The following is a 23,837-nucleotide window of genomic DNA, read 5'->3' as shown; positions in this document are numbered from 1 at the left end:
CATTTTCATAAAATAGCGGAGAGGGACTGTCCTTGTATGGACAGTCCCTTCTTTGTGTCGAAATACGCTAACCCTGTCGTTTAGCCAACTGGTGCAGCATCCGAATTGTATTCGCATACATTGAGTCCGATTACTTTCCTCATTCCCGCTCGCCGCCCACTTTTGCACCATTCAGGGGCACTAATGCCCCTCATTCTCGCCTACCGCCCACTTTCCCGCATTCCTCACAGGCACTTTATCTCCCCCTCACCTTCCCCCGCCCCTAATACTCGTTCTTTATAAAGAAAATTTGTGAAAAACAGCGATATCGTCAGATAAATAGAGATATCTAATACATTTCGTACTTTATTGCGAACATTTCGCTGAAAATAACATTTTTCTTTTCTGAGCAGCACAGTGTATGATTTGCTTACGATATCGTTCTTTATTAAGAACGAATATAACGAATTATTCATTAGCAACTCGAGAGGGGGCTTAGCTATGTACCCCAGATCTGCCAAGCGGCGCAAACGGAAAACCAGGAAGCTCGGCCTGCGGATTCTGCAATCGGGTATGGCCGTATCTGTGCTCCTGATGTACACCTCAGGCCAGATCGGCAGCACCTATGGAGAGTTCAACACCTCCCAGGAACAGATCAGCTCCATCGGGCTGTGTTCGGTTTTCCCGGGTCAGATTGAGCAGTTGTTGTCGGAATTCAGCGGGCATCTAAACACCGTCATAGAGCTGAAAGCTTCCCTTGGCAGCCATAGCATCAGCGGAGTGTATAACACCTCAGTCGCTGCCGGAGAGCTGTCGCTTGCAGAGCTGGATCAGGCTGCGGATGAACTCTCGTCCGAGCTCACTCAAGCTGGCAGCGAGATCGACCTGCTGGAGAAGCAGCTGAGCTTCAATGGGACGGTCTGGCAACACATTCTGCAGGAAATTGGCAATGCAGCGGCCATTCTGCACAAGCTTGGAGGATATATGGTGAACCTCGATCCTAACTGTCTGGAAATCCGTGATGCCCAGTTCTTCGACCAGATTCAAGAGAGCCTTCATCAAAGCGGGATTCTGTCCGAATCGCTGGCAGAGACGTTAAGCGGAATTGTGCAGTATCTTGGCTCGATTCATGATATCGGCGGATCCTTGCCCACCGGCAATCCGGACCGCGTCTTGCTCCGGCAGGATGACTACAGCTTCCCTGCTGAAGAGCCTATCCTCTCATTCGTAACCAGCGCCTACCAAGCAGATTCGCAGGTATCCCCCGCGCTGCTGGCCACGTATGAGCAGTTGAATACCGAATTAACTGCGTCCAAGGATACCCTGTTCTCCACAATCCATACCTTACAGGAGCGGCTCACAGAAATCGCTGAAGCCAAAACAACCCTTGAGGACAAAGCGAAGGCACAGCAAGAGGAAGAGGAACGCCTGGCGCTTGAAAAGGCCGATAAAGCCAGAGCGGAGGAAGCCCAGCGGCTCGCCATAGAGAAGCAGAAGGCTGCTGACGAAGCGCTGAAGCTGGAGCATGAACAAGCACAGAACCAGCCGGCCGCAACCAGTCTTCCTGACAAAAGCCAGCCGGGAGAGGAGCCTGCTCCCGCAGTGCCTGTAGAGGACAATCCAGTCCCCACAGCTTCAGCAGCAGCAGAGGTTATTCCCACTGCCACTCCGGCGACTGAGATTCTTTTACCGGAAGCAACTCCAGATCCATTACCCGGCAGTGTAATTCCAGGCACTGTAATGGACGGCGCGCAGCCTGCTCCTACAGCTACACCGGCTCCACAATCTGAATCCAGCAAAGGCGGCGAATAAGATGCGCATCCGAAAAATAGTCAATACGATAATTTCCACTCTGATTCTTATAGTGTTCCTGGTGCTAATCACAGCCGTTGTCATCTCCAAAGCCTCCGGCGGCGAGCCCTCCTTCTTCGGCTACCAGATCAAGACGGTATTATCCGGCTCCATGGAGCCCGGCATCCAGACCGGTTCCATTGTGGCCATTAAGCCGGGCGGGGACATGACCCGGTTCCAGAAGGGCGATGTGATCACTTTTCTGAATCCCGATAATATCCTGATTACCCACCGCGTGGTCGCTGCCGAGCTGAACAGTGCTCTGGGGGAAGCCAGCTACACCACCAAGGGCGACAATAATGATTCAGCCGACACCGCAGCCGTCAGTTCCACTTATGTGGTAGGTGAGTACACCGGCGTGACCGTCCCCTATGTGGGCTATGCCATGAGCTTCGCAGTCTCCAAAGCCGGAAGCGTAGTGCTGATGATTATTCCCGGACTGCTCCTGCTTCTCTACGCGCTGTATTCTTCCTGGAAGGCCGTTGCAGCACTGGAAAAGAAGAATGCCCCGTCATCCGCAGCCAGCAGCGGCGGGCCGGATACTCTGACTGATCTCGTACAATGATCAATTGTCCTCTCCCGTTTACGAAACGCGGAGCCACAATACAGCTTGCCGGAAGCACCGGCTATGCACAAAGCAGACTCATAAGAGAGGGATGAACAAATGAACGTCAAAAAAACATTAGGTCTCGGCGTTGTATCGGCAGCATTAGGCTTAACCCTGGTCGGCGGAGGCACCTTCGCTTACTTCAGCAGCACTTCTACTTCCTCAGCTTCTTTTAACAACGGAACCCTATCATTACAATCTGATCCCTCCGTCATTGTTAATCTCAGCAATCTCAAGCCGGGCGATACCGTCTTACGGGACTTCAAGCTCAAAAATGACGGGACGCTCAATATTCCCAAAGTGGTACTGCGCACCTCATCGGCCATTACAGACGCCCAGGGAGACAACGGCTCCCATAATTTCAAGGATGATATTATTGTGACCTTCCTCGTGAACAAGGATAAGAAGGAATCGCCGCTCCTGGTCATCTCGCTGGCCGATCTGGAGCAGGAGAGTCCCGATCTGGTGGCCCGGGGAATTCTCGGAGCGATCTTAGGCGGAGAGAAGTCCGGCATCAAAGCCGGCACCTCGGATAACCTGACCATCCAGTTCGCCTTCAAGGAGACCCTCCAGCCGCAGAACTATTATCAGGGCGACACGCTTGCACTGACTCTGAATTTCGAAGCCAACCAGGAAAAAGGCACGCTCAAATAATTCCACAAAAACAAACCATTCGAGGAGGAAATAAATAATGGGTATCAAAAAAACATTGGGTCTTGGCGTAGCATCGGCAGCACTGGGCTTGTCTTTAATCGGCGGGGGCACCTTCGCTTACTTCAGCTCCACAGCTACCAGCACGGCAACCTTCGCAGCCGGTACGCTGAAGCTCGGCTCTTCCTTCAATACTCCGGTAGCGCTGACGAATCTGAAGCCGGGAGACTACACCGTCCGCACCTTCACCCTGTCCAATGACGGCACACTGGATATCAAATTCCTCAAGCTTGCCACCACTTACACCGTGACCGATGCCAAGGGCGATAACGCGGGCCAGGATCTCGGAGACCACTTCAAGGTCAAGCTCCTGGATAATACGTACACCGGCGGTTCACTAAGCGGTCATGTGCTGTCCGAGATCTCCCTGAAGGATCTGAAAAACACCCCCAGCTACGATCTCGTAGCAGCAGGTGTACTGCCAGGAGGGATTGCCGCCGCCGGGTCCAAGACCTTCAAGATCGCCTTCGAATTCGTAGACAACACGCTCGATCAGAACATTTTCCAGGGTGACGGCTTAGCTCTGAACTGGACCTTCGATGCTCTTCAAGGAGTGGGAGAAGCCAAGTAGATCAGGGGCCAGCCTATACAAGTGAAAATGGCTTTGCCGTCCTTTTATTAGGAAGGCAGCGTTTCAGCAATCCATCAAGACGGCATATCCTCCCCCATCCGGGCCGGGTATGCCGTTTCTTTTTCCCCGCTGCCGGGTTCAAGGATTTTTGTCCGTTTTGCGGATTTTTGTTATACTGACAAGAGAAAACGGCTTTGCCGGCCTTTGAACGGGCGGTACCGTTTCAACGAGAAAGATAAGGAGAATGTATAGCGCGAAGCATATCACTTCTTATTTTTCACCAAAAAAAGTACGGAGGGCGTTGTAATCGTGTCAGATACTATGGGAAGCCGCATCCACAAACTCCGACTGGAGAAGGGCTATTCGTTATCCGAGCTTGCCGATAAGGCTGATGTGGCGAAATCATACCTCAGTAATGTGGAACGGAACATTCAATCCAACCCCTCCATTCAATTCATCGAAAAAATCGCTGACGCGCTTCAGGTATCCATTCATGCACTGTTGTATGGCGGACTGGCAGAGACGGAAGAACAGGCTCTGGACGGGGAATGGTTCCGGCTTGTTCAGGAGGCCATGGCCTCCGGTATAAGCAAACGCGAATTCAAGGAATTCCTCGATTACCAGAAATGGCGCATGGAACAAAAGGACAACTAGACGAGCATTATATGCCACAGGGAAGACTCCGCACGGCAGGGAGGCCGCCTTCGGCGAAGGCAGCCTTTCAAGCGGCATACAGAAAAGGCACAGCGTACCGGACGCTGTGCCTTTTCTGTATGTATCCGAACAATGATGACCGCCTTACATCGCCTGGAGCGCCTTCTCACTTAGAAACCGGCGGATATCCTCCGCCGCGATCCCCGCCTGCTTGGCAGACATCAGCAAGTGCACCCATTCTAAATCCAGATCTACTGCCTGCAGCTCGTCATTCCCCTGGTTGGACATATCCAAGAAATCTCCTCCTAGAATTTTCGCGTCCCCAGGCAGTCCGGCCATCATAGTAGTATTGCTACTTTGTAGTATTTCTACTTTAGATCCGAGACTTTGTGCCCCTGTCTTTCGGCAGGTTTACCTTTTACTGGACCCTTTCCATCATGAAAGGATCTGGCAAGAATCGATGAAACCGTTCTCCGCAATAACATTATACAAGATCATGTGCGATTAGTGTGTCGTTTTCTGGAATTTTTTTATGAAAAAATGTGAGGAAACTTAGCTGAAATTGCCAGCGGCTTGTATAAATATTTCCAGTTCCAAGTTCAAACACTAGCTAATAGTTTAAATATACTAAAGGGAACCCCATCCGCCCCGACTTGCCGCTGCACGCAACATCGTATAGAGACAATTACCCATTTGTATGTATAACGGGCTGTTATATGAGTTTTTTCTATTTATGATAGTTCCGTATGAATACTGTAATGAATCATGCCAAATTGCGAACGGATTGACCGAAAGTATGAATTGATTACCCCGCCGGAAAGTAGCACAATAGGATGAGAATGAAACCGCAAACATTTGCAGCTCCGCCAAGTGGCACACTGGATGCCTCGCGTGGAGTTTATCCGTTAGGAGGACCTATTCATGGCAGTCAAAGAGCCCTATAACGACACAGTATGGAGCAAATACTACGGCCCCAACCTGGGCTACATCCAAGAAAGATATGAGCAATTTGTCAAGGACCCCTCTTCTGTTGAACAGCATTACCGCGATCTCTTCACCGTATCCGGCCCCCCTCCACTGGCACCCGATGCCGAGAGGGCTCCAAGGCCTGCCGTATCAGCAGATGCCGAGTGGCTCAAGAAGGCTGTCAAGGCCTCGAAGCTGATCGCCAATATTCGAATATATGGCCATATGGCCGCAGACATTGACCCGCTGGAGCGCAGCACGAACCCGATGGCCAAATGGCTGGAGCTGGAGACCTACGAGCTTACCCGCGAGGATCTTAATGCCCTGCCCGCTTCGCTGATCTGGGATAATGCCCCTGCGGATGTGCATACCGCAATGGATGCCGTCCACAGAATGCGCCAGGCCTATACACAGACCATTGCTTATGAATTCGGGCATGTGCATGATGAACGCGAGCTGCGCTGGCTCAACAGCCAGGCGGAATCTATGACCTCCCCTGCCCCGCTGAATAATACAGAACGCAAAGAGCTGCTGAAGCGGCTGGTTCAGGTGGAGCATTTCGAGACCTTCCTGCACAAGACCTTCGTCGGCCAAAAGCGCTTCAGCCTGGAGGGCAATGATGCCCTTGTGCCGATGCTGGATGAGATTGTGCGGGCTGCCGCGCATGACGGCGCCGAGCATATCCTGATGGGTATGGCCCACCGCGGAAGACTTAATGTGCTGGCCCATATTCTGGGCAAGCCTTATGATATTATTTTCTCAGAGTTCCATCATTCGCCGAACAAAGAGCTGTTCCCTTCGGAAGGCTCCATGGGCGTGACTTACGGGTGGAGCGGTGATGTGAAGTACCATCTCGGGGCTGACCGTGCCGTCCGCGAAGGCGAGACCGTACGTACCCGGATCACGCTGGCCAATAACCCGAGCCATCTTGAATTCGTCAATCCTGTCGTCGAGGGCTTCACACGCGCCGCACAGGAAGAACGCAACGCTCCGGGACTGCCTAAGCTGAACACAAGCAAGGCTATGGCTGTGCTTATGCACGGCGATGCAGCCTTCCCTGGCGAAGGTATTGTCGCTGAGACGCTTAATATCGGCAAATTGCAGGGTTATCAGAATGGCGGTACCGTGCATATTATCGTCAATAACCGGATCGGCTTCACCACCGAGAGCGAGGATTCCCGCTCCACCCATTATGCCAGCGACTTGGCCAAAGGGTATGAGATTCCAATCGTGCATGTCAATGCCGATGACCCGGAAGCCTGTATTGCCGCAGTCCGTCTGGCCAGCGCTTACCGCCATATGTTCAAGAAGGACTTCCTGATTGATCTGATCGGCTACCGCCGCCACGGACATAATGAAATGGATGATCCCGAGACGACCCAGCCGATTGTGTACGGCAAAGTGCGGAACCACCCTACTGTGTACCGCGCTTATGCAGAACGCCTGGAGCGCGAGAAGGTAATCACAGCCGATGATCTGAAGAACATGATTGCCGAGGCGGAGAGCGTCCTCCAGCAGGCCTTCGATCAGATGAAGGAAGGCAAGCAGAAGAATGCGGAGTCCAAAACCGCCGTCGCGCTGGATAACAGCAGTCCCCAGCAGCGTCCGACAGCCTTCCCTCTGGCCGGTCTGCAGGAAATTAACCGCGAGCTGCTGCGCGTACCGGCAGGCTTCAAGGTCTATCCGAAGCTGGAACGGATTCTGCAGCGCCGCAAGGATGCGCTGAATGACGGAGAGCGGGTAGACTGGGCACTGGCAGAGACACTTGCCTTCGCTACCATCCTGAAGGATGGCACGCCGATCCGCCTCAGCGGACAGGATTCACAGCGCGGCACCTTCGCCCACCGCCATCTGGTGCTGCATGACAGCGAGAGCGGCGAACTCTATTCGCCGCTGCATCAGCTGAGTGATTCCAGCGCTTCCTTCGGCGTCTACAACAGTCCGCTGTCCGAGGCCTCTGTCCTCGGCTTCGAATATGGTTATAACGTGTTCGCACCGGAGACCTTCGTCATCTGGGAGGCTCAATATGGCGACTTCGCCAATGCCGCTCAGGTCATTATCGACCAGTTCATTTCCGCCGGCCGTGCCAAGTGGACGCAGCGCAGCAATCTGACGATCCTGCTGCCTCATGGCTATGAAGGCCAAGGACCAGAGCACTCCAGCGGCCGAATGGAACGGTTCCTCCAGCTCTCCGCCGAGGAGAACTGGACTGTAGCCAACCTGACCAGCGCTGCGCAGTATTTCCATCTGCTCCGCCGTCAGGCCGCGCTCTGCGGACAACCGGATGCCCGGCCGCTGGTGATCATGGCGCCGAAGAGCCTGATCCGTAACACGCGCAGCACCTCAGCCGGAGCGGACCTCGCTTCGGGCACCTTCCAGCCGGTTCTTCCCGAGCCGCTGCTCGGCAGTAAGCCGGAAGCCGTGAAGCGCCTCGTGGTATGCAGCGGCAAGGTGGCCATCGACCTGCAGACGGAGCTGGAGGCAACGCGCGGACAGGACTTCTCCTGGCTGCACATTTTGCGCATGGAACAGCTCTATCCGTTCCCGGAACGCGAGCTTGGCGCTCACCTTAGCAGCTTCAGCTCTCTGGAGGAGATCGTCTGGGTGCAGGAAGAACCGAAGAATATGGGCGGGTGGACGTATGCCGAATCCCGGCTGCGCGCCATCTCACCGCAGAAGGTCACTGTCCAGTATATCGGCCGTCCGGACCGTTCCAGTCCGGCCAGCGGCTACGCAGATGTCCACAGCTTCGAGCAGCGGCGCATTGTCCGGGAAGCCCTGAAATTGAATGCTGCAGTGCAAGCACCTGTACCGTCTTCCTGAGCACAGCAAGGCGGTCATCCGATATCACGCACACCACTATATTTGGGGAGGTACGGCCTGTGTCCGAGATAAAAGTACCCGATTTGGGCGAATCGATTTCCGAAGGAACGATCTACAAATGGCTGGTTAAAGAAGGCGACACTGTCGGCCAGGGAGATGTGCTTGCCGAGCTTGAGACCGACAAGGTCAATCTCGAGATCAGTGCGGAGGAGGACGGCGTCATCTCCTCCATCCTGCGCCAGGCGGGCGAGAACGTTGCCGTTGGCGAAGCCATCGGCATCATCGGCAGCGCCGCCGGGGCAGGTGCTGCCAGCGGGGGCAAGCCTGCAGCAGATAATGCTCCGCAGAGCGGCAGCGCGCCTGCTGCTGCCGCAAGTGCCGCAAGTGCCGCAAGTGCCGCAGCGGCTGAACCGGCCGCTGCGGTAACGGCTCCAGCCGCCGCCGAAGGTGCGGCGGCAGGCACTGCGGCCCTGGCTTCGCCGGGGGCGCGCAAGCTGGCGCGGGAGCGGGGCATCGACCTCGGCGAGGTCAGTGCCCGCGACCCAATCGGCCGGATCGGTCAGGCCGATGTGGATGGTCATGGCGCAGCCGGGCCGCAGGCCGCTGCGCCAGCAGCTCCGGCGGCCGTGCGGCCGGAGCCGGCGAAGCCCGCGCCGCAGGCAGCGGGCAAGGCGCCGCACGCCGAGGACGGCAAGGCCACCGAGCGCAAGCGCATGTCGCGGCGGCGGCTGACGATTGCCAGCCGCCTGGTCGAAGCGCAGCAGACGGCCGCGATGCTGACCACCTTCAACGAGGTGGACATGACCGCCATTCTCGACATCCGCAAGCGCCGCAAGGATGCCTTCAAGGAGAAGCACGAGGTCGGACTCGGCTTCATGTCCTTCTTCACCAAGGCCGTCATCGGCGCGCTCAAGGCTTATCCGATGCTGAACGCCGAGATCGACGGAGAAGATCTCCTGCTGAAGAAATATTACGACATCGGCATTGCCGTAGCTGCCAAGGAAGGCCTGGTCGTACCAGTCGTCCGCGATGCCGACCGGCTTAGCTTCCCAGAGATCGAGCGGCGTATCGGCGAGCTGGCCTCCAAGGCGCGCGCCAATACGCTCAGCCTGCCGGAGCTTCAGGGCGGCACCTTCACCATCACGAACGGCGGAGTGTTCGGCTCCCTGCTGTCCACACCGATCCTCAATACCCCGCAGGTCGGCATTCTCGGCATGCACAAAATCCAGCTGCGCCCCATCGCGCTGGATGAGGAGCGCACGGTCAACCGTCCGATGATGTACATCGCCTTGTCCTACGATCACCGGATCGTGGACGGATCAGAAGCGGTCAGCTTCCTGGTCAGAGTCAAGGAATTGCTGGAGGACCCGGAATCCCTGCTGCTGGAAGGCTAAGCCCCCGGCCCATCGCTTCTCCAACCATTTAATTAACATAAAGGCACCCGTTAGAGCGTAACCCTACGCCCTCCCGGATGCCTTTTTGCTATATCCGCTGACTCTGCCTCCGCCATACCCGCTCATACCACCATCCTCCTTTTTCCGGCAGCCACCCTCGATGTACCATTGTGTTCAGTTTTTCGATTACATTTAACTCATGCGCTCACGCGCCTTTCACGAGCCCCATTGTATACTGTTTTCCGCATACATTGAGCCCACACGCCTTTCGCGAGCCTATTGCATCTGGCCCACGCTCCCACGCAACGCCGAATGTGTTCGTTTTCCCCCTAACAACAACGAAAAAAAGACACTCCCCACCCGCTTACGCAAGCGCAGGAACGTCTCTTCTCCAAAACGATCTCTTTGTCTCTAATTATGTCCAGCCGACATATTACTCTATATGGTTTAAGCCGTATGCCGTGAAGGCTTCAGGCTCATTCCCTTGGCTTTGGCTGCTCTGGCTACCGGAGGCTTAAGCGAAACCGCCAGGATACAGGCCAGAATACACAGCAGACCGATGATGTTAAAAGTAGGCTTGAACCCGCCGAGGAAGGCGGCGATGAACGAACCGGACAGCGCGCCGATCCCGAAGCCCTGATAGATGATGCCGTAGTTCTTGCTGTGATTCTTCAGGCCGAAGAAGTCACTGACAATCGCCGGGAAGACGGTAATGTTACCGCCGAAGCAGAAGGCGATGGCCGCCACACAGGTGAAGAACAGGCCATAGCTCAGTGTGGCATAGCTGAGGGTAAACATCGCCACAGCCGTTACCGCGAGCGTGATACTAATCAGCTTAGTGCGGCTTACCCGGTCGGATAATGCGCCAAGAATCAGGCGTCCAGCCGTATTAAAAATAGCGATCATCGCTACAGCATTCGCCGCCGTCGCCACATCCATACCCGCCAGCTGCACACCGATATCCTTCACGATACCGATCAGATAGAGGCCGCTCATACAGGCGGTGAAGAAAATCACGAACAGCAGGTACGCTTCCTTCGTGCGGAGCATTTCCTTCACGGTATAATCCTTGGGCAGCAGAGCCGCCCCGGAAGCGGACGATACCCGGTTTCCCGCAGCAGTTACAGCAGGTGCAGCCAACGGAGCCTCCCGGATCAGCAGCGAGCCGAGGAGAATCATCAGCATGACCATTAGGCCCCAGTATAGAAAAGCATTCGACACCCCCGCCGATTCAATCAGGCTGCCGTTGATGTATTTGAAGATCAGACTGCCCGTTCCGTAAGCACCCACGGACACCCCGGAGATCAGTCCTTTATTCTTCGGGAACCACTTCATCAGGTTAGACAGCGAAGTAATATACGCCGTTCCGTCCGCATACCCGACCACTACGCCAGCCAGCAGGTAGAACATCGGCAGGGAACTGGCCTGTGAGCTTAGAATCAGCCCCAGCCCCAGCAGGATACCGGAAGCTGCGGTCAGTCTGCGGAGACCGAACCGATCCTGCAGCTTGCCTGCGAACAGTGTGGCGAAGGCCAAGGCAAAGCTGGTAATAGAGAACGTTATCGAAACTGAGCTAAGCTCAAAACCAAATGTACTGACAAGATGTGCGTTGAACAGGCTCCAGGTGTAGATGGTGCCGAGTCCCATTTGCATAATCACTGTACCTAATACGATGAGCCACCTTTTACTGGCTGTATCCGTTATCATCAGAATTTCCCTCTTTCTCTCTGAAGTCGCTTCAAGGCTTACTCTGCCTCTTCATTGTAGCGAAAGGAGCTCCTTCTGAGAGAAATCCGGAATGAGATGACACTGACGGGGCATGAACTGCCGTTAGAGACGCATAATCTGCCTGAATTCCTTCACCTTGCTGCGGCTGACTGGAACCTCCACATTCAGATCCCGCAGCCTTAGCAGATAGGTATTGTTGAACCAGGGGATGATTTCCTTGATTTTGGACAGATTGACCAGATAGGAGCGGTGACAGCGGAAGAACTGCTCCTGCGGCAGGCGGGTATGGAATTCACTGATACTGAGGGCCATGCTGTATTCCTCCCCCTTGGTGATCACACTCGTTATTTTCTCCTGCGCCGAAGCATAATAGATTTCGTCTGCATCGACGACGATAATCTTTTCATTTTTCCACAGATTGACCTTATCGCTGCCCAGCTTCACCGGCCCCTCTTCCCCCTGGCGGCTTCCGGCCGTGATGGCCCCCTCCAGCTTCTGCAGCATCGCTCTGATCCGCGTCTCACTGTAGGGCTTCAGAATATAGTCGAACGCTTCAATCTCGAACGCCTCGGCGGCATGCTCCTTATAAGCTGTAATGAACACAATATACGGTTTGACCGCGAACCGGCTGATATTATGGGCCAGCAGCACCCCGTCAATCGAAGGGATATTAATATCCAGGAAAATCACATCCACCGTATCCGTCTGCAGATACTTCAGCGCATCCAGCCCGTCCTCGAATTCCGCCGCAATCTTGATCCGGCTGTGGGTCTGAATCAGATACGTAAGCTCCTGTCTTGCCAGCACTTCATCCTCGACAATGATCGCTCTCATCGCTGCTCCTTTATCACATCAAAATAGATTTCCGTCCCCTTAGCCAGCCGCCGGATGGTCAGACCCGTGCCATAGATCAGTTTGATGCGCTGGTGCACGTTGTTGAGGCCGATTTTGTTGCCTTCCATGCTTCCGCTGTAGACCTTCGCAATCGTCTCTTCACTGATCCCCGCTCCGGTATCGGCAATCCGCACCCTTACGCTGTCTCCGTGATCCTTGACCGAGATGTCTACCGTTCCGTTCCCTTTCCCCTTCAAAATCCCGTGGATAATCGCATTCTCCACCAGCGGCTGAATGACCAGACTCGGAATACGTACTGTTACCTCATCTATATCGTACAGAACGCTCAGCCGGCTGCCGAAGCGGGCCTTCTCAATCTCCACATAATGCTGCACCTGCTGCAGCTCGCGCCGGATATCTATGGACTCATCGGTCAGCTCCAGATTATACCGCATATACCCCGACAGATTGACGATCAGCTCGCGCGCCTTGTCCGGGTCGATCCGGATGGAGGAGATAATTGCATTTAGCGCATTGAACAGAAAATGGGGGTTGATGCTGGTCTGCAGTGCCTTCAGCTCGGCCTTGTTGGCCATCTCCTTGATCCCCTCAACCCGTGACACCTCCATCAGTGTGGAGATGATCTGTGACAGCCCTACCGCCATAGCCTGGAGGGAATAGGTGATTTTATGCGCGTGGGTATAGTAGATCTTGAGTGATCCCGTCACCTCCCCCTTCTCCTTCAGCGGGATAATGATCAGCGAGCGGATGTCACGGTTCATGTATTCGGTATCGTCGTCACGGATGGTAATCTCCCCGCTGCTCAGCGTCTGCTTCGTCTCCTCACTGATGATCTCATTAGCTTCGGCATAATATTCTTCCCCGACACCCACGTAGGCCAGAATGACTCTGGTATCGGTAATTGCCACCGCATCCGCCCCGATATCCTCCTGGATGATTCCGCAGATGGTACGCAGCGACTCGGGAGTAATACTGCGGAAATACGGAAGCGTCTTATTGGCAATCTCCAGCGCCAGCTTGGACTGCTTCGCGGCAATCCGTTCTTTCTCCCCTTCTACACTCTGCACAAGCGTAACGATCAGCCCGGCACAGATCTGCCCCACTATCATCGGAAAAGCAATCTTGGACACGATATCCACGCCCAGCGAATGGGGATCAGCCATTACCAGAATCAGCGCCATCGTCAATGCCTCGCAGGCCATCCCGGCGGCAATGGCAGCGATCCAGCGGCGTTCAGGCGAAGTGCGCCGGTAGATGATCCCGGATACCACGCCCGCCGTAATGCTGGTAATCAGACACGGGAGCGAGGTGACCCCGCCGATATCGATCAGGAAGCGGTGTACGCCCGAGATGATCCCGGTAATCAGCCCGACCCAAGGACCGAACAGAATCCCTCCGGCTATGATGGCGATAATCCGCACGTTGACCAGAGACCCTTCCACATTAATCCCGCTGTAGGTTCCGAAGATGGCGAACAGGCTGAAGATGACCGTAACAATCGCCAGCTCCTGCGGCGCATGAACGCCTTTGGCAAAAATCTCCTTGAACCGCGGCACCCGGCTCAGAACGAACAGACACATCAGCAGCAGCGCTGCCCGCTCAAACAATTGGAGCAAAATACTCAGATTATATTGCACACTCACGCCTCCATAGGACAAGCTATCGGTCCATTATAAGTTGGGATAATGGTTATAGCAATCTGCGCAGCCGCCGCTAAGGGTTGAGGTAATCCTATTGGATTTCCAAACCAGGCATGTCGTGTTCCCTCCTGAGTATAAAAGCCCTTCTATTGCGGAAAATTAACTATTATCGTAAGGTTGTTTTAAAGGAGTGATAGCTTGTGCGTATAGCTTTTTGGATTGTATTTGCCTTTGTTGGCATTTTGATCTTTTGGATTGTGGGCGGCCTAATTGGCCGTAACAAACGAAAGTAATCTATAGGGGCTATAACAGCCCCTCAAAATAACTGCTGCACCTTTTCTTCGGACTGCGCAACAGTCACTATGACTCTCGATGAAAAAGTTTCAAGGCAGGATAGTAGATGATGGTATCCTTGATTGTTTTTTGATAAACTTGGAATATATAAGAATTGGAGGCGGTTAACATGAAAAGTAAGAAGAATAATGGGCAAAAAAACGGGGAATATAGCGCCTAATTAGCCCTATAACTGCGACTCCCCATTAGGGAGAAAAATGTCTTGAATAATCCTTTTCTAAGTATCCAAAACCCAACTCCATTAGGCGCGGGTTCATACGAAATGGCTCTGCCACTAATTACTGCTTTAGAATTGAAGCCAGGTATGCGTGTATTGGAAATAGGCGCTGGTACTGGTCAAGTTGCGGCAACGGTAGCTAAACATTGGGGAGTAACTGTAATTACATTGGAATTGTGGGAAACATTGAGTGTTATCCAGGAATATGCATCAGAACAGGGTGTAGATAATAACGTTCTGGCAGTAAGAGCGAATGCTGAACTTATGCCATTTCCTGACGAAGCATTTGATGCAGTCTTTAGTATCGGCTCTTTTTTTATGATAGAGGATAGGGAACAAGCTCTGAAAGAAATCACACGCATTACTCGCACTAACAGTTTTTTTGGAATTGCAGAACCTATGTGTACATTGAATCCAATACCGCTTGGTTTGGAGAATTTCGATATCTTACAGTCTTATAAAAAATGGATTCGGACGTTAGATTGGAATTGCAATTTACTTCGAAATCAAGGTTTTTTAATTACCGAAAGTTCTTACTTCTCTGAGAGTTACCAATGGATGCTCGATAATTTCCGATATTACGAAGGCGAGAAGGATTTTATTTTGCACGATGAAGGACGTTGGTTGAGTCTAGGGCTCGCTGTTGGCAAGAAAGTACGGCGATAAGCGTTGAATTAACAGGGAATGACTCTTGAACACCGAAGGGCTACCGTATGGTAGTCCTTCGTTATGCTAAAGAGCCACGTTAACTCAATAACACAACGGCAGTCTATGACTTTATTATCTCGTTCAAGAGCTGTCGTCGTTGAAATTTTTGGGGCCAATGTTTTTAATGCACCTTATGCAAATTTGAGTTTGTTCGCAAAATGCTTATATCTCCATTCCAGCCTAATGACCCGCTAATCAATTCAACCTACTATCCCTCTCTTACTGCGCCGTATGCGTCCACTGTTCAATGCCTCTAGACTGCCAGATCAATCCCCACCACACCCACAATCTCCCCGTCCCCGTTCGTAATTGCTCTGGAGAGCGTAATGCAGGAACGCTTCGTAATGGCCGAGACATACGGCTGGGAGACGTACTGGCCTTCCGCCATCGCCCCGTTCCACCAGTCGCGGCGCTTCGCATTCAGCAGGCCGGCCGCAGGCTCAGAGTAGATGAAGGTGCCATCCGTCCGGTTGGACCAGATGGCCTGCACATCCGGCACCTTATTCTTACAGGCCGTAAGAACTCTGCCATGGATGTCCGCATCCGCTGCACACATCTCCTGCTTGGCTGCTATCTCCTGAAGCACCGTCTGCATTTCCTCAAGCCGCGCCGTATATTGACTCAGCTCAATGACTTCGCGTCCGGCAATGCCGTTCACTGACTGCTGCAAGGTCTGAGATTCCAGCAGCAGACTTGCGCTGATCTCATTAAGCTGCCCAATCTGCGTGCGCTGGCGGGTCACCTGCTCCAAGGTCAGGTCTACGCCTGCTATGGTCTCATTGACAATCCCCACTGCACCGCTCAGCTCGCCGGTCACCTCTTCGATCAGACTGTTCTGCCGCTCGGCCGCAGCCGCTGACTCCGTAACTATGACCCCGACTTCCTCCACCCGGGCCGAGATATCCCCGAGGCGCTGCTTCACCTTCGCCACTTCATTCACGCCATGCGCAACCGCTGTCTGCTCCTTCGTGACCGACTCCAGCACCTGCCGTACGCCATGATTAAGATCCCGCAGCACCGCCGTTGAGCGCTCCACGGAATCCCGGCTCTGATCGGCCAGCTGCCTGATCCGGCCTGCGACCACAGCAAATCCGCGGCCCGCTTCCCCGGCCCGCGCAGCTTCAATCGAGGCGTTCAGGGCCAGCAGCGAGGTCTCATTGCCGATGCCTACGATCAGGGCGTTCATCTCCTCCACCAGCGCAATATGTCCGCTTAACACGGTGAATTTGCCCAGCATATCTCCGCTCTGCTCCTGCAATTCCTCCATGACCTCATCTGTATTCTTCAGAGAATCCACCATCCCCGCCATCCCTGTACGTGCTGCCTGCATCGCCATACTCAGCCGTCCGGTCAGCTCTCCAATCTGTCCGGTAACTGCTGCGACTCCGCCCATCCTGGCAAAAGCCCCCTCAATATTGGCCTTCGCCTCATTGCTGCGGGTCTGCAGCTCCACCTCGTAGGCATGCGAATAGTCCGCTGTCTGCTGAAGCCCTTCGGTATGACGGGTAATCTCCTCCAGAGCACCATGCAGCCGGTCCGAGGTGACAACAATTTCATTGCCCAGCCGCTCTACCTTGCTCTGTGATTCCGCCAATTTCCGGGCTCCAACCGCTCCGTTCCGCCCCATATCCAGCGCAAACCCGGCCAGCGCTACCATCAGCAGCAGATAGACAACCTTATGTACCCAGTACATCTCCATCCATAAGCCATACAACCCCACACCTAGCAGCAAAATAATAACGATAGCGGCCTTGCTCCGGCGAATTCCCATTCTGCACGTTCACTCCACTCTATCATGTTATGTATTCTAACATAATATCAGCAGAGTTAAATTAAGGAAACCACTACTATATAGATTGCACTTATATTTTTTCTGATATGGGATTGCCGTGACTCCATAGAAGTTTTGGACTTCCGGCGTCATCCCGCCCAGGATTATACCCCTGCCGGTTGTACGCTAACCTCTTGGGCATTCTTCGCCATCATGCCGCGGGCGATCCACACGCCAGCCGCTCCGGCCTGGGCCAGGCCGCGGGTAATGCCTGCCCCGTCGCCGCCGCAGTAGAGGCCGGAGATTTCGGTCTCGAACTCATCCGTCAGCTTCGGACGGGCGGAATAGAATTTCGCTTCCACGCCATAGAACAGCGTATGTTCGGAGGCGATGCCCGGGGTTACCTTTTCCAAGGCCTCCACCATTTCAATCAGGCTCTTCATCGTGATGTACGGCAGCACCAGACCCAGGTCACCGGGCACCGCTTCCTTCAGCGTCGGCTCCAGGAACCCTTCCTTAATCCGGGTCTCCGTAGACCGGCGGCCCCGCAGGATATCTCCGTATTTCTGTACAATGACCCCGCCGCTGGACAGATCATTCGCCCGCTTGCAGATCTCCCGGGCATATTCATTCGGCTTGTCGAACGGCTCGGTGAAGGTATGGGAGACCAGCAGCGCAAAGTTGGTGTTCTTCGAGCCCAGCGCAGGGTCCTTATAGGAGTGCCCGTTCGCGGCCATCGCTCCGCTGTGATTCTCCACAACCACATGCCCCGAGGGATTACTGCAGAAGGTGCGGACGCGTGTACCTACGGAGGTATTGAAGATGAATTTGCCCTCGTACAGATGCTCATTGATCTCCCGCATCACCACATCCGAGGTCTCTACACGCACCCCGACATCGACCTGGTTATTGTACATTTTGAGCCTGCGCTTCTTCAGCACCTCGGTCAGCCAGGCCGAGCCGTCCCGTCCCGGAGCAATCATCACCAGGCCAGCCTCATGACTCTCCCCGTTCTTCAGCATAATGCCTGTAATGCGGTGCGTTCCGTTCTCTTTGACGGTAACGATATCTTCAACTTCTGTCTTGTATAACATATCAATGCGTGTCCGCAGATATTCATAGATCGATTTCAGAATCTCCAGGTTCTGCTCGGTTCCGAGGTGGCGGACCTGCGCCCGCAGCAGCTTCAGCCCAGCGGCATATCCCCGCTGCTCGATACCGCGAATGCTCTCCGTAGTCGGATCGGTAATGACCGGGGTTGCCCCGTGCTCCAGGTTGATTCCATCTACATATTCAATCAGCTCCATCACCTTGGAAGGAGGCAGATAATCCGTCATCCAGCCGCCGAATTCGGTGGTAATGTTGAATTTGCCGTCACTGTACGCACCAGCGCCGCCGAAGCCTGCAGTAATGGAGCAGGCCGGCAGACACCCGGCGAATTCCTTGCGGCCGGAGGCGGGCGGACAGAGCTTGATTTTCTCCTCCAGGATCGGGCAGTTGCGGCGGTAGATATCATGTCCCTTGTCCACCAGCAGCACCTTCAGCTCAGGGGCCTTCAGTGTTAATTCATAACAGGCGAATATTCCAGCCGGACCGGCTCCAACAACAATTACATCGTATTTACTCATATCTTCTCTGTTCCTCCCAAGGTGAAACGGCTTCGGCCTGCGGTTGACAGGGGCCGCAAAGCGTCTCTGCAGTATATTAGTCCACTTAACCAAGCAGCACACAACAGCACACAAAAAAACCCGGCCTCTTCATAGGTATGCAAAATGCACCCTATTCGTAGCCAGGAATTTACGGTCCCCTGTAGAAACCCCCAAACCTTATCATTGAGGATATACGAACAACTTAACCCGTTATTACGGGGCAATTGGAATTTTACCGAATAAATCCGAATGTGTCAATGATGAATAGCATGAATAGTTCGTGTTTATAGCATTATGCAGAATCACATACCCAGATAACCTAACACACACCTTAGAAACACGAACGTTATTCCAGACCTATTCCCTGACATAAGACCTAGAAGGAGAAACGAGAACATTGTCGAATATATAAGTACATTGCCACTGGAAAAGAGGAACATCTTATGCAGATCCCACCCCCTACTCCTCGCCAAATGTATTGGAACCGCGTCCTCCTCAATACCTTTTGGATGGCGCTTTTTGTTTATATGGCAAGCCAGCTATATGTTTACTTATCCATGTGGGGCCACCGGCCCGAGTTGTCCGACAAGCCATATCTCATTAGGCATATCTGGATTCCAGATGCTATTCTGTTCGCCCTGCTGCTGATTCTGGAGGCTGTTCATAAATACAAGCCGCTGTTATCCGAATTCTCAATTATTCTTGGAAGTCACCTGTGCGGTATCGTGTTCATCCTGAATCTTAGTTCCGAATATCATGTGAAGCCGCTGATTATGCTGCTTCCGCTGCTGGTGTCCATGATCTATCTGAGGGAGAATTATCTGAGGGCTTCCTCTGTGATCTGCCTGATCTACATCATCATACTATTTCTGAACACCTCTATTACCGATTACACGCTACGCATCCAAAACATCATTATCACCCTGATCTTAGCCGGAACCTCCCTGGCCGGCTTCGGTGTTATAGCCCGGGGCAAGGATCTTATGCGCTCGCTGGAGAATTCGTTGAAGTCAGAGCAGGAGCTGCGCATCCAGAATATTATTATGGACCGGCTGTCCAAGATCGACCCGCTGACCGACCTGTACAACCATAAGACCTTTCATGAGTACCTGGGCTGGCTGATTGACCATCAAGAGAGCAATCCTTTTCCGATGCAGCTGGCGGTTATTGATATCGACAATTTCAAAAAGGTCAATGACCGGTACGGGCACTGGGTCGGAGACATCGTTCTCCGGCAGGTCGCCGCTGTCATGCTCCAGCATATCGGCTCGGATGATTTCGCAGCGCGGTACGGCGGGGAGGAATTCGTGATTATTCTGACATCCAAGACATTAGAAGATTCGGGCCGCATTATGGAGAATATCCTCGCAGGAATTGCAAGCCTTCCGATCAGCGAAATGGACAATGAATCGGTTACCGTGAGCATCGGAATGCATGAATATAACGGCGGGGATTCTAAGAGCTCTATCTTTCAGAAGGCGGACGACGCCCTGTACGAGGCCAAGAAAACCGGCAAGAACAAAATCGTCATCTTCTAAGTCCGTCCATCCCACAAAGTGTGGCTTTAGCTTCGATGATGATTCAGGTACTTAGCGGGGCCCCCAAACATATGATTTCTATATTTCAAAAAAGCGGGTCCACCGTGCATAGCAGCCTATGCCGGGGACCCGCTTGTCATCTGAACCTGTCTGATATCTATTCCAGCTCCTCCGCCCCATACCGTCTCTGCGGAACAAGCAGCTCCATGACCTGGCGCTGCGGCACCGGCCGGCTGATCAGATAACCCTGCACTTTATCGCAATGAGCTTCTCTAAGGAAGGCCCACTGGCTGGCATCCTCCACGCCCTCGGCTACTACATCCAGACCCATCTTGTGGCCCAGAGTAATAATCGTCTGCACAAAAGATTCACTAAAGGCCTTATCGGCCAAGGAATCGATGAAGACTTTATCCATCTTGAGCGTAGAGATCGGCAGTTGCTGCAGATAGCTAAGGGAGGAATACCCCGTTCCGAAATCATCCAGGGCAATCCGTATCCCCCGGGACTGCAGGAATTCCAGCTTGCTGACCGTACTCCCGAACGACTCCATGAAGATAGACTCTGTGATTTCCAGCTCCAGACTGGATGCCACAAGGCCGCTCTCCTCCAGACTGTCCAGCACAATCTCTACGAAATCATCCTGCAGGAGCTGAATGATGGAGATGTTGACAGATATTTTATAAGGAATGCCGGTCCGCTGATGGATGCTGTTCATGGACTTGCAGGCTTCCCGCAGCACCCATTCGCCGATGTAGATAATCAGCCTGGAATCCTCGGCGATCTTAATGAAGGAGAGCGGGGAGACAAAGCCGAGGACCGGACTGTTCCAGCGGATCAGAGCCTCGAAGCCTGAGATCAGCCCGGTCTCCATCTGTACCTGCGGCTGATAATGCAGCTCGAATTCGTTATTATTCATCGCACTGCGCAGATGCTTCTCAATATTCATCCGGTCATTGAAGGCGGTATGCATCGATTTATCATATACGACGTAGGTGCTTTTCCCCTCTTCCTTGGCCCGGTACATCGCTACATCGGCGTTCTTCAGAATCTCTTCCGTCGTCTCGCCGTCTTCCGGGTAGAAGGAGATCCCGATACTGGAGGACACATACAGATTGCTCTCACCGATAAGAAAAGACTTGCGGAACGCACGCATAATATCCTCGGCCAGATTAAGCACATCCACCCGGCTCTCAATATCCTTGAGGAAAATCACAAATTCATCCCCGCCCAGCCGCGACAGCAGATCCTCCTCACGCACTACAGACTGGAGCCGTTCGCTGGCCTTGCGGATCAGAATATCGCCGGACTTGTGTCCAAGCGTGTCATTGATGTATTTGAAATTATCCATATCTACGAAAAGCAGCGCCGCACTGCCTCCCGTCCGGCGGAAATAACTCTCCATCGTCTCCAGCAGACTGAGCCGGTTCGGAAGATTGCTGAGCGAATCCACATAGGCCAGACGGTGCATATTCTTCTGATTCTCCAGCAGCATATCATATTGTCCTACAATCTCCTGCTGGGTCGCTGTAAGCTGCTCATAAGTCGCCTCCAGCTCCTGGTAGCTGTTATTCAGCTTGAATTCTGCCTGCTTGCGCTTGCTGATATCGATCAGGGAACCAAGAAACAGGACGATCTGATCCTTCGGGTCAACGATTGCCTTGCCCCGCACCTCGAACCAGATGTACTCCCCCTGCCCTGTTCTCATCCGGTATTCGGTTTCATAGATCGGGGTCAATCCGGTAAGATGCTCCTGTCTGGCCTTGCGCGCGGATTCCTGATCGTCCGGGTGAATAATGCTGAGCACGCCTCCCTCGAAGGAGTTGATCTCCGCCTCGGTATATCCCATCACCTCGTACCACCGGTCCGAGAGCTTGTAGAAGCCGCTGTCCCAGTCCAGCTCCCACATGTACGCACCAGAGCCTTCCGAGGCCAGGCGGAACCGCCGTTCGCTGACCCCCAGCTTATTGAACTGATCCTGCAGCTCTACCTCTGTGGCCGCCAGCTCCTCATATGTAGACTCCAGCTCCTCGTAGCTAAGCTGCAGCTTAAGCTCATTCTGCTTGCGTTCATCGATATCGATGCCGACCAGTACGAAGATATCCTCCGCCTGCTCGTCCATTCCCTTAATGAGGGCTGTGCGGACGGAGAAATAATGCGCACCCGAAGAATGGCCGGGAAGCCTCAGCTCGACATTGGTCACATAATCCCGGGCTGCCGCCCTGGCAAGGAGATCTCTAAGCACGGCTGCACCGTCTTCCAGGCCGGGCAGCTCTTCTATGCTTACGCCCAGCACCTCCTTCTCCTCCAGCCCGGTCATCATCTCGGCATATTTATTGAAGCGCACGCTCCGCTTGTCCCCGTGAACAGCCCACACAATCACTCCGGCATTCTCGATCACATCCTTGAAGAATTCCTGTTCGGAGTGAATCGTACGGCGCAGCCGCCGGATATACATCCGGAGCAGGACGGCACCGAATACCAGCAGAAGGGTCCCGATGGAGAATACGGTAAAAATCCGGTTACGCATCTTTTCATTATAATGGTCGGAATGCACGAAGAAATACTGCTGGTACAGCTCTTCGAAGGCACCTGAGCTTACCAGATGCTCTAGCCTTGCATTTACATAGGACACCAGCTCCGGCTTGGACTTGCTGATGCCGTAGGCCACATCCTGCGGATACAAATTGCTCATTTTGCGGATAATATTACCGGTTAAGCCCTGTTCTACAATCAGATAATCGACAACCCCCTGATTCTCGAACAGCAGGTCGATCTCCCCCTGACGCAGAGCGTCCAACGCATCCGGTACGGTTGCATATTCTATGTATTCTGATGGCGGGATACCCGCCTCGTTCTGCAGGATGGTCTCTGCATATTGTCCTTTGCCAACACCGATCTTGTACTTACGGAGTGTGCCCAGCGTCACGTCAACCTGGAGTTCCTGACGCGAATAGACAGAAATATAGCTTTTTAACACGGGTTTCGAGAAAAGAATGTTCTGCTTCCTCTCCTCGCTGACAGCCATAAGCCCGGTAGTATCAATCCCGCCCTCACTCAGCCGCCGGTACGTCTGCTCCCACTTCCCGGTGCTGTAGTGGACAAGATATTCGTTCTTCTCAAAGATCATACTTGTCAGGTCAATATCGAAGCCCGTCAGATAACCATTCTGTATGTACTTATAAGGTGGATACTCCAGTTCTGCCTGGTACTTAATTTCCTGTCTTTCGGCATAAGCGGCAGCGGGGTGTGCAAGCATGAGCACAATGCTAATTAGAAGCAACAATTTACACCGCTTCATCGCAATTCTCCTTTATCCCAAGTAAGATCGGCATAACTATGTATACAAGCTTATTCGACAAAATATGGTAGGGTTCCTGCTCCTTTTTTCTCATTTCCGATAAATTGTGCACATCCTGCGGTTTCATATCCTTAATTCTTTAGTGCATCATCTTAGATTTAATCAAAAACTTTAGATTTGTATTGCTTTTTGCGGTTAAAGTGTGGATAATAACAGTAACGGTTGATAATGATTATCATTATTGGATGTACAACATTCATTATTTTCTATATTTGAGCTAAAAGGAGACTGAACCCCCATGAACGCAGCCACTACCCGGACCGCCCTGCAGGTTGACGATTACCTGGACCTGCTCAATCTTGCTGTGAAAGTCGGAGATATGAAATGGCAGAAAGAAATCAAGTCCCGGTTGCAGTATATCCTGTGCCTAGAGACCAGATAGCCCATTTCATACAGAAATAGATGAATATAGCTTACTTCTTACACAGCCGCATCCCTTACCGGGGTGCGGTTTTTGTGCGTT

The 23,837-nt window shown here is 53.2% G+C and carries 17 protein-coding genes and 2 riboswitches; of the genes, 10 read left to right on the top strand and 7 right to left on the bottom strand.

Annotation, left to right across the window (positions count from 1 at the left end):
* Positions 1-480: 480 nt before the first annotated feature.
* The 5 genes from NST26_RS01390 (at position 481) to NST26_RS01370 (ending at position 4,373) form a co-directional block, all read left to right on the top strand.
* A complete protein-coding gene (locus NST26_RS01390) occupies positions 481-1,791 on the top strand; it encodes a hypothetical protein (protein WP_340978323.1) in 1,311 nt (436 codons plus the stop codon).
* Position 1,792: 1 nt separating this feature from the next.
* On the top strand, positions 1,793-2,395 hold the full coding sequence (sipW, locus tag NST26_RS01385; protein ID WP_340978322.1) for a signal peptidase I SipW: 603 nt from the start codon (positions 1,793-1,795) through the stop codon (positions 2,393-2,395).
* A gap of 99 nt (positions 2,396-2,494) precedes the next feature.
* Positions 2,495-3,091 carry a TasA family protein gene (locus NST26_RS01380; protein WP_036732870.1) on the top strand — a complete coding sequence of 199 codons (597 nt, stop codon included), beginning with the start codon at positions 2,495-2,497 and terminating at the stop codon, positions 3,089-3,091.
* 37 nt (positions 3,092-3,128) lie between these two features.
* A complete protein-coding gene (locus tag NST26_RS01375; protein WP_036732873.1) occupies positions 3,129-3,719 on the top strand; it encodes a TasA family protein in 591 nt (196 codons plus the stop codon).
* A 321-nt stretch (positions 3,720-4,040) separates the two neighbouring features.
* Positions 4,041-4,373, top strand: coding sequence for a helix-turn-helix domain-containing protein (locus NST26_RS01370; RefSeq protein WP_036732876.1), 333 nt, complete (start codon positions 4,041-4,043; stop codon positions 4,371-4,373).
* A gap of 144 nt (positions 4,374-4,517) precedes the next feature.
* Here NST26_RS01370 and NST26_RS01365 read toward each other — a convergent pair whose 3' ends face one another.
* Positions 4,518-4,661: an anti-repressor SinI family protein gene (locus tag NST26_RS01365; protein ID WP_143803895.1), complete on the bottom strand. Its 144-nt coding sequence runs from the start codon at positions 4,659-4,661 to the stop codon at positions 4,518-4,520.
* Positions 4,662-4,695: 34 nt separating this feature from the next.
* Positions 4,696-4,799: riboswitch (cyclic di-GMP riboswitch) on the bottom strand.
* 495 nt (positions 4,800-5,294) lie between these two features.
* Here NST26_RS01365 and NST26_RS01360 point away from each other — a divergent pair.
* Together NST26_RS01360 and odhB are read left to right on the top strand one after the other, a co-directional pair.
* Complete coding sequence (locus NST26_RS01360; RefSeq protein ID WP_340978321.1) at positions 5,295-8,162, top strand: 2-oxoglutarate dehydrogenase E1 component; 2,868 nt, start codon at positions 5,295-5,297, stop codon at positions 8,160-8,162.
* Between the two features lie 59 nt (positions 8,163-8,221).
* Entirely contained in the window at positions 8,222-9,556 is a 1,335-nt protein-coding gene (gene odhB, locus NST26_RS01355; RefSeq protein ID WP_340980773.1) for a 2-oxoglutarate dehydrogenase complex dihydrolipoyllysine-residue succinyltransferase, read from the top strand.
* A gap of 447 nt (positions 9,557-10,003) precedes the next feature.
* Here the strand turns inward: odhB and NST26_RS01350 are convergent, their stop codons facing one another.
* From NST26_RS01350 to NST26_RS01340, 3 genes are all read right to left on the bottom strand, one after another.
* Positions 10,004-11,263, bottom strand: coding sequence for an L-lactate MFS transporter (locus NST26_RS01350; protein ID WP_340978320.1), 1,260 nt, complete (start codon positions 11,261-11,263; stop codon positions 10,004-10,006).
* A 123-nt stretch (positions 11,264-11,386) separates the two neighbouring features.
* Positions 11,387-12,118 carry a LytR/AlgR family response regulator transcription factor gene (locus NST26_RS01345; RefSeq protein WP_340978319.1) on the bottom strand — a complete coding sequence of 244 codons (732 nt, stop codon included), beginning with the start codon at positions 12,116-12,118 and terminating at the stop codon, positions 11,387-11,389.
* The gene (locus NST26_RS01340) at positions 12,115-13,719 is read right to left on the bottom strand and encodes a LytS/YhcK type 5TM receptor domain-containing protein (protein WP_445253479.1); all 1,605 of its coding nucleotides are present in this window, start codon (positions 13,717-13,719) and stop codon (positions 12,115-12,117) included. The genes NST26_RS01345 and NST26_RS01340 overlap by 4 nt, the downstream gene beginning before the upstream one ends.
* Positions 13,720-14,335: 616 nt before the next feature.
* Between NST26_RS01340 and NST26_RS01335 the strand changes: the two genes are divergently transcribed.
* Positions 14,336-15,016 carry a class I SAM-dependent methyltransferase gene (locus tag NST26_RS01335; RefSeq protein ID WP_340978318.1) on the top strand — a complete coding sequence of 227 codons (681 nt, stop codon included), beginning with the start codon at positions 14,336-14,338 and terminating at the stop codon, positions 15,014-15,016.
* A 295-nt stretch (positions 15,017-15,311) separates the two neighbouring features.
* Here the strand turns inward: NST26_RS01335 and NST26_RS01330 are convergent, their stop codons facing one another.
* The gene (locus tag NST26_RS01330) at positions 15,312-16,829 is read right to left on the bottom strand and encodes a methyl-accepting chemotaxis protein (protein WP_340978317.1); all 1,518 of its coding nucleotides are present in this window, start codon (positions 16,827-16,829) and stop codon (positions 15,312-15,314) included.
* Between the two features lie 164 nt (positions 16,830-16,993).
* Positions 16,994-18,457 carry an NAD(P)/FAD-dependent oxidoreductase gene (locus NST26_RS01325; RefSeq protein WP_340978316.1) on the bottom strand — a complete coding sequence of 488 codons (1,464 nt, stop codon included), beginning with the start codon at positions 18,455-18,457 and terminating at the stop codon, positions 16,994-16,996.
* A 138-nt stretch (positions 18,458-18,595) separates the two neighbouring features.
* Positions 18,596-18,695: riboswitch (purine riboswitch) on the bottom strand.
* Between the two features lie 310 nt (positions 18,696-19,005).
* On the opposite strand from NST26_RS01325, the gene NST26_RS01320 reads away from it, so the two are divergent.
* Positions 19,006-20,016 (top strand): GGDEF domain-containing protein, encoded by a 1,011-nt coding sequence (locus tag NST26_RS01320; RefSeq protein WP_340978315.1) that lies wholly within the window; start codon positions 19,006-19,008, stop codon positions 20,014-20,016.
* Positions 20,017-20,173: 157 nt separating this feature from the next.
* Here the strand turns inward: NST26_RS01320 and NST26_RS01315 are convergent, their stop codons facing one another.
* Positions 20,174-23,314 carry an EAL domain-containing protein gene (locus tag NST26_RS01315; RefSeq protein WP_340978314.1) on the bottom strand — a complete coding sequence of 1,047 codons (3,141 nt, stop codon included), beginning with the start codon at positions 23,312-23,314 and terminating at the stop codon, positions 20,174-20,176.
* 298 nt (positions 23,315-23,612) lie between these two features.
* Here NST26_RS01315 and NST26_RS01310 point away from each other — a divergent pair, with 298 nt between their 5' ends.
* A complete protein-coding gene (locus tag NST26_RS01310) occupies positions 23,613-23,756 on the top strand; it encodes a hypothetical protein (RefSeq protein WP_200869518.1) in 144 nt (47 codons plus the stop codon).
* The last annotated feature ends 81 nt before the right edge of the window (positions 23,757-23,837 follow it).

The sequence above is a fragment of the Paenibacillus sp. FSL R7-0128 genome (genome assembly GCF_038002245.1).
GTDB classification, from domain to species: domain Bacteria; phylum Bacillota; class Bacilli; order Paenibacillales; family Paenibacillaceae; genus Paenibacillus_AQ; species Paenibacillus_AQ silagei.
Note: the sequence above shows the minus strand (reverse complement) of the source record. Positions and strands in the feature narration are given on the sequence as shown.

Coding starts and splice junctions, on each gene's coding strand:
- NST26_RS01390 (WP_340978323.1), top strand. CDS start 481: ATGTACCCCAGATCTGCCAAGCGGCGCAAACGGAAAACCAGGAAGCTC.
- sipW (WP_340978322.1), top strand. CDS start 1,793: ATGCGCATCCGAAAAATAGTCAATACGATAATTTCCACTCTGATTCTT.
- NST26_RS01380 (WP_036732870.1), top strand. CDS start 2,495: ATGAACGTCAAAAAAACATTAGGTCTCGGCGTTGTATCGGCAGCATTA.
- NST26_RS01375 (WP_036732873.1), top strand. CDS start 3,129: ATGGGTATCAAAAAAACATTGGGTCTTGGCGTAGCATCGGCAGCACTG.
- NST26_RS01370 (WP_036732876.1), top strand. CDS start 4,041: ATGGGAAGCCGCATCCACAAACTCCGACTGGAGAAGGGCTATTCGTTA.
- NST26_RS01365 (WP_143803895.1), bottom strand. CDS start 4,661: ATGTCCAACCAGGGGAATGACGAGCTGCAGGCAGTAGATCTGGATTTA.
- NST26_RS01360 (WP_340978321.1), top strand. CDS start 5,295: ATGGCAGTCAAAGAGCCCTATAACGACACAGTATGGAGCAAATACTAC.
- NST26_RS01350 (WP_340978320.1), bottom strand. CDS start 11,263: ATGATAACGGATACAGCCAGTAAAAGGTGGCTCATCGTATTAGGTACA.
- NST26_RS01345 (WP_340978319.1), bottom strand. CDS start 12,118: ATGAGAGCGATCATTGTCGAGGATGAAGTGCTGGCAAGACAGGAGCTT.
- NST26_RS01340 (WP_445253479.1), bottom strand. CDS start 13,719: ATGTGTCTGTTCGTTCTGAGCCGGGTGCCGCGGTTCAAGGAGATTTTT.
- NST26_RS01330 (WP_340978317.1), bottom strand. CDS start 16,829: ATGGGAATTCGCCGGAGCAAGGCCGCTATCGTTATTATTTTGCTGCTA.
- NST26_RS01325 (WP_340978316.1), bottom strand. CDS start 18,457: ATGAGTAAATACGATGTAATTGTTGTTGGAGCCGGTCCGGCTGGAATA.
- NST26_RS01320 (WP_340978315.1), top strand. CDS start 19,006: ATGGCAAGCCAGCTATATGTTTACTTATCCATGTGGGGCCACCGGCCC.
- NST26_RS01315 (WP_340978314.1), bottom strand. CDS start 23,314: ATGAAGCGGTGTAAATTGTTGCTTCTAATTAGCATTGTGCTCATGCTT.
- NST26_RS01310 (WP_200869518.1), top strand. CDS start 23,613: ATGAACGCAGCCACTACCCGGACCGCCCTGCAGGTTGACGATTACCTG.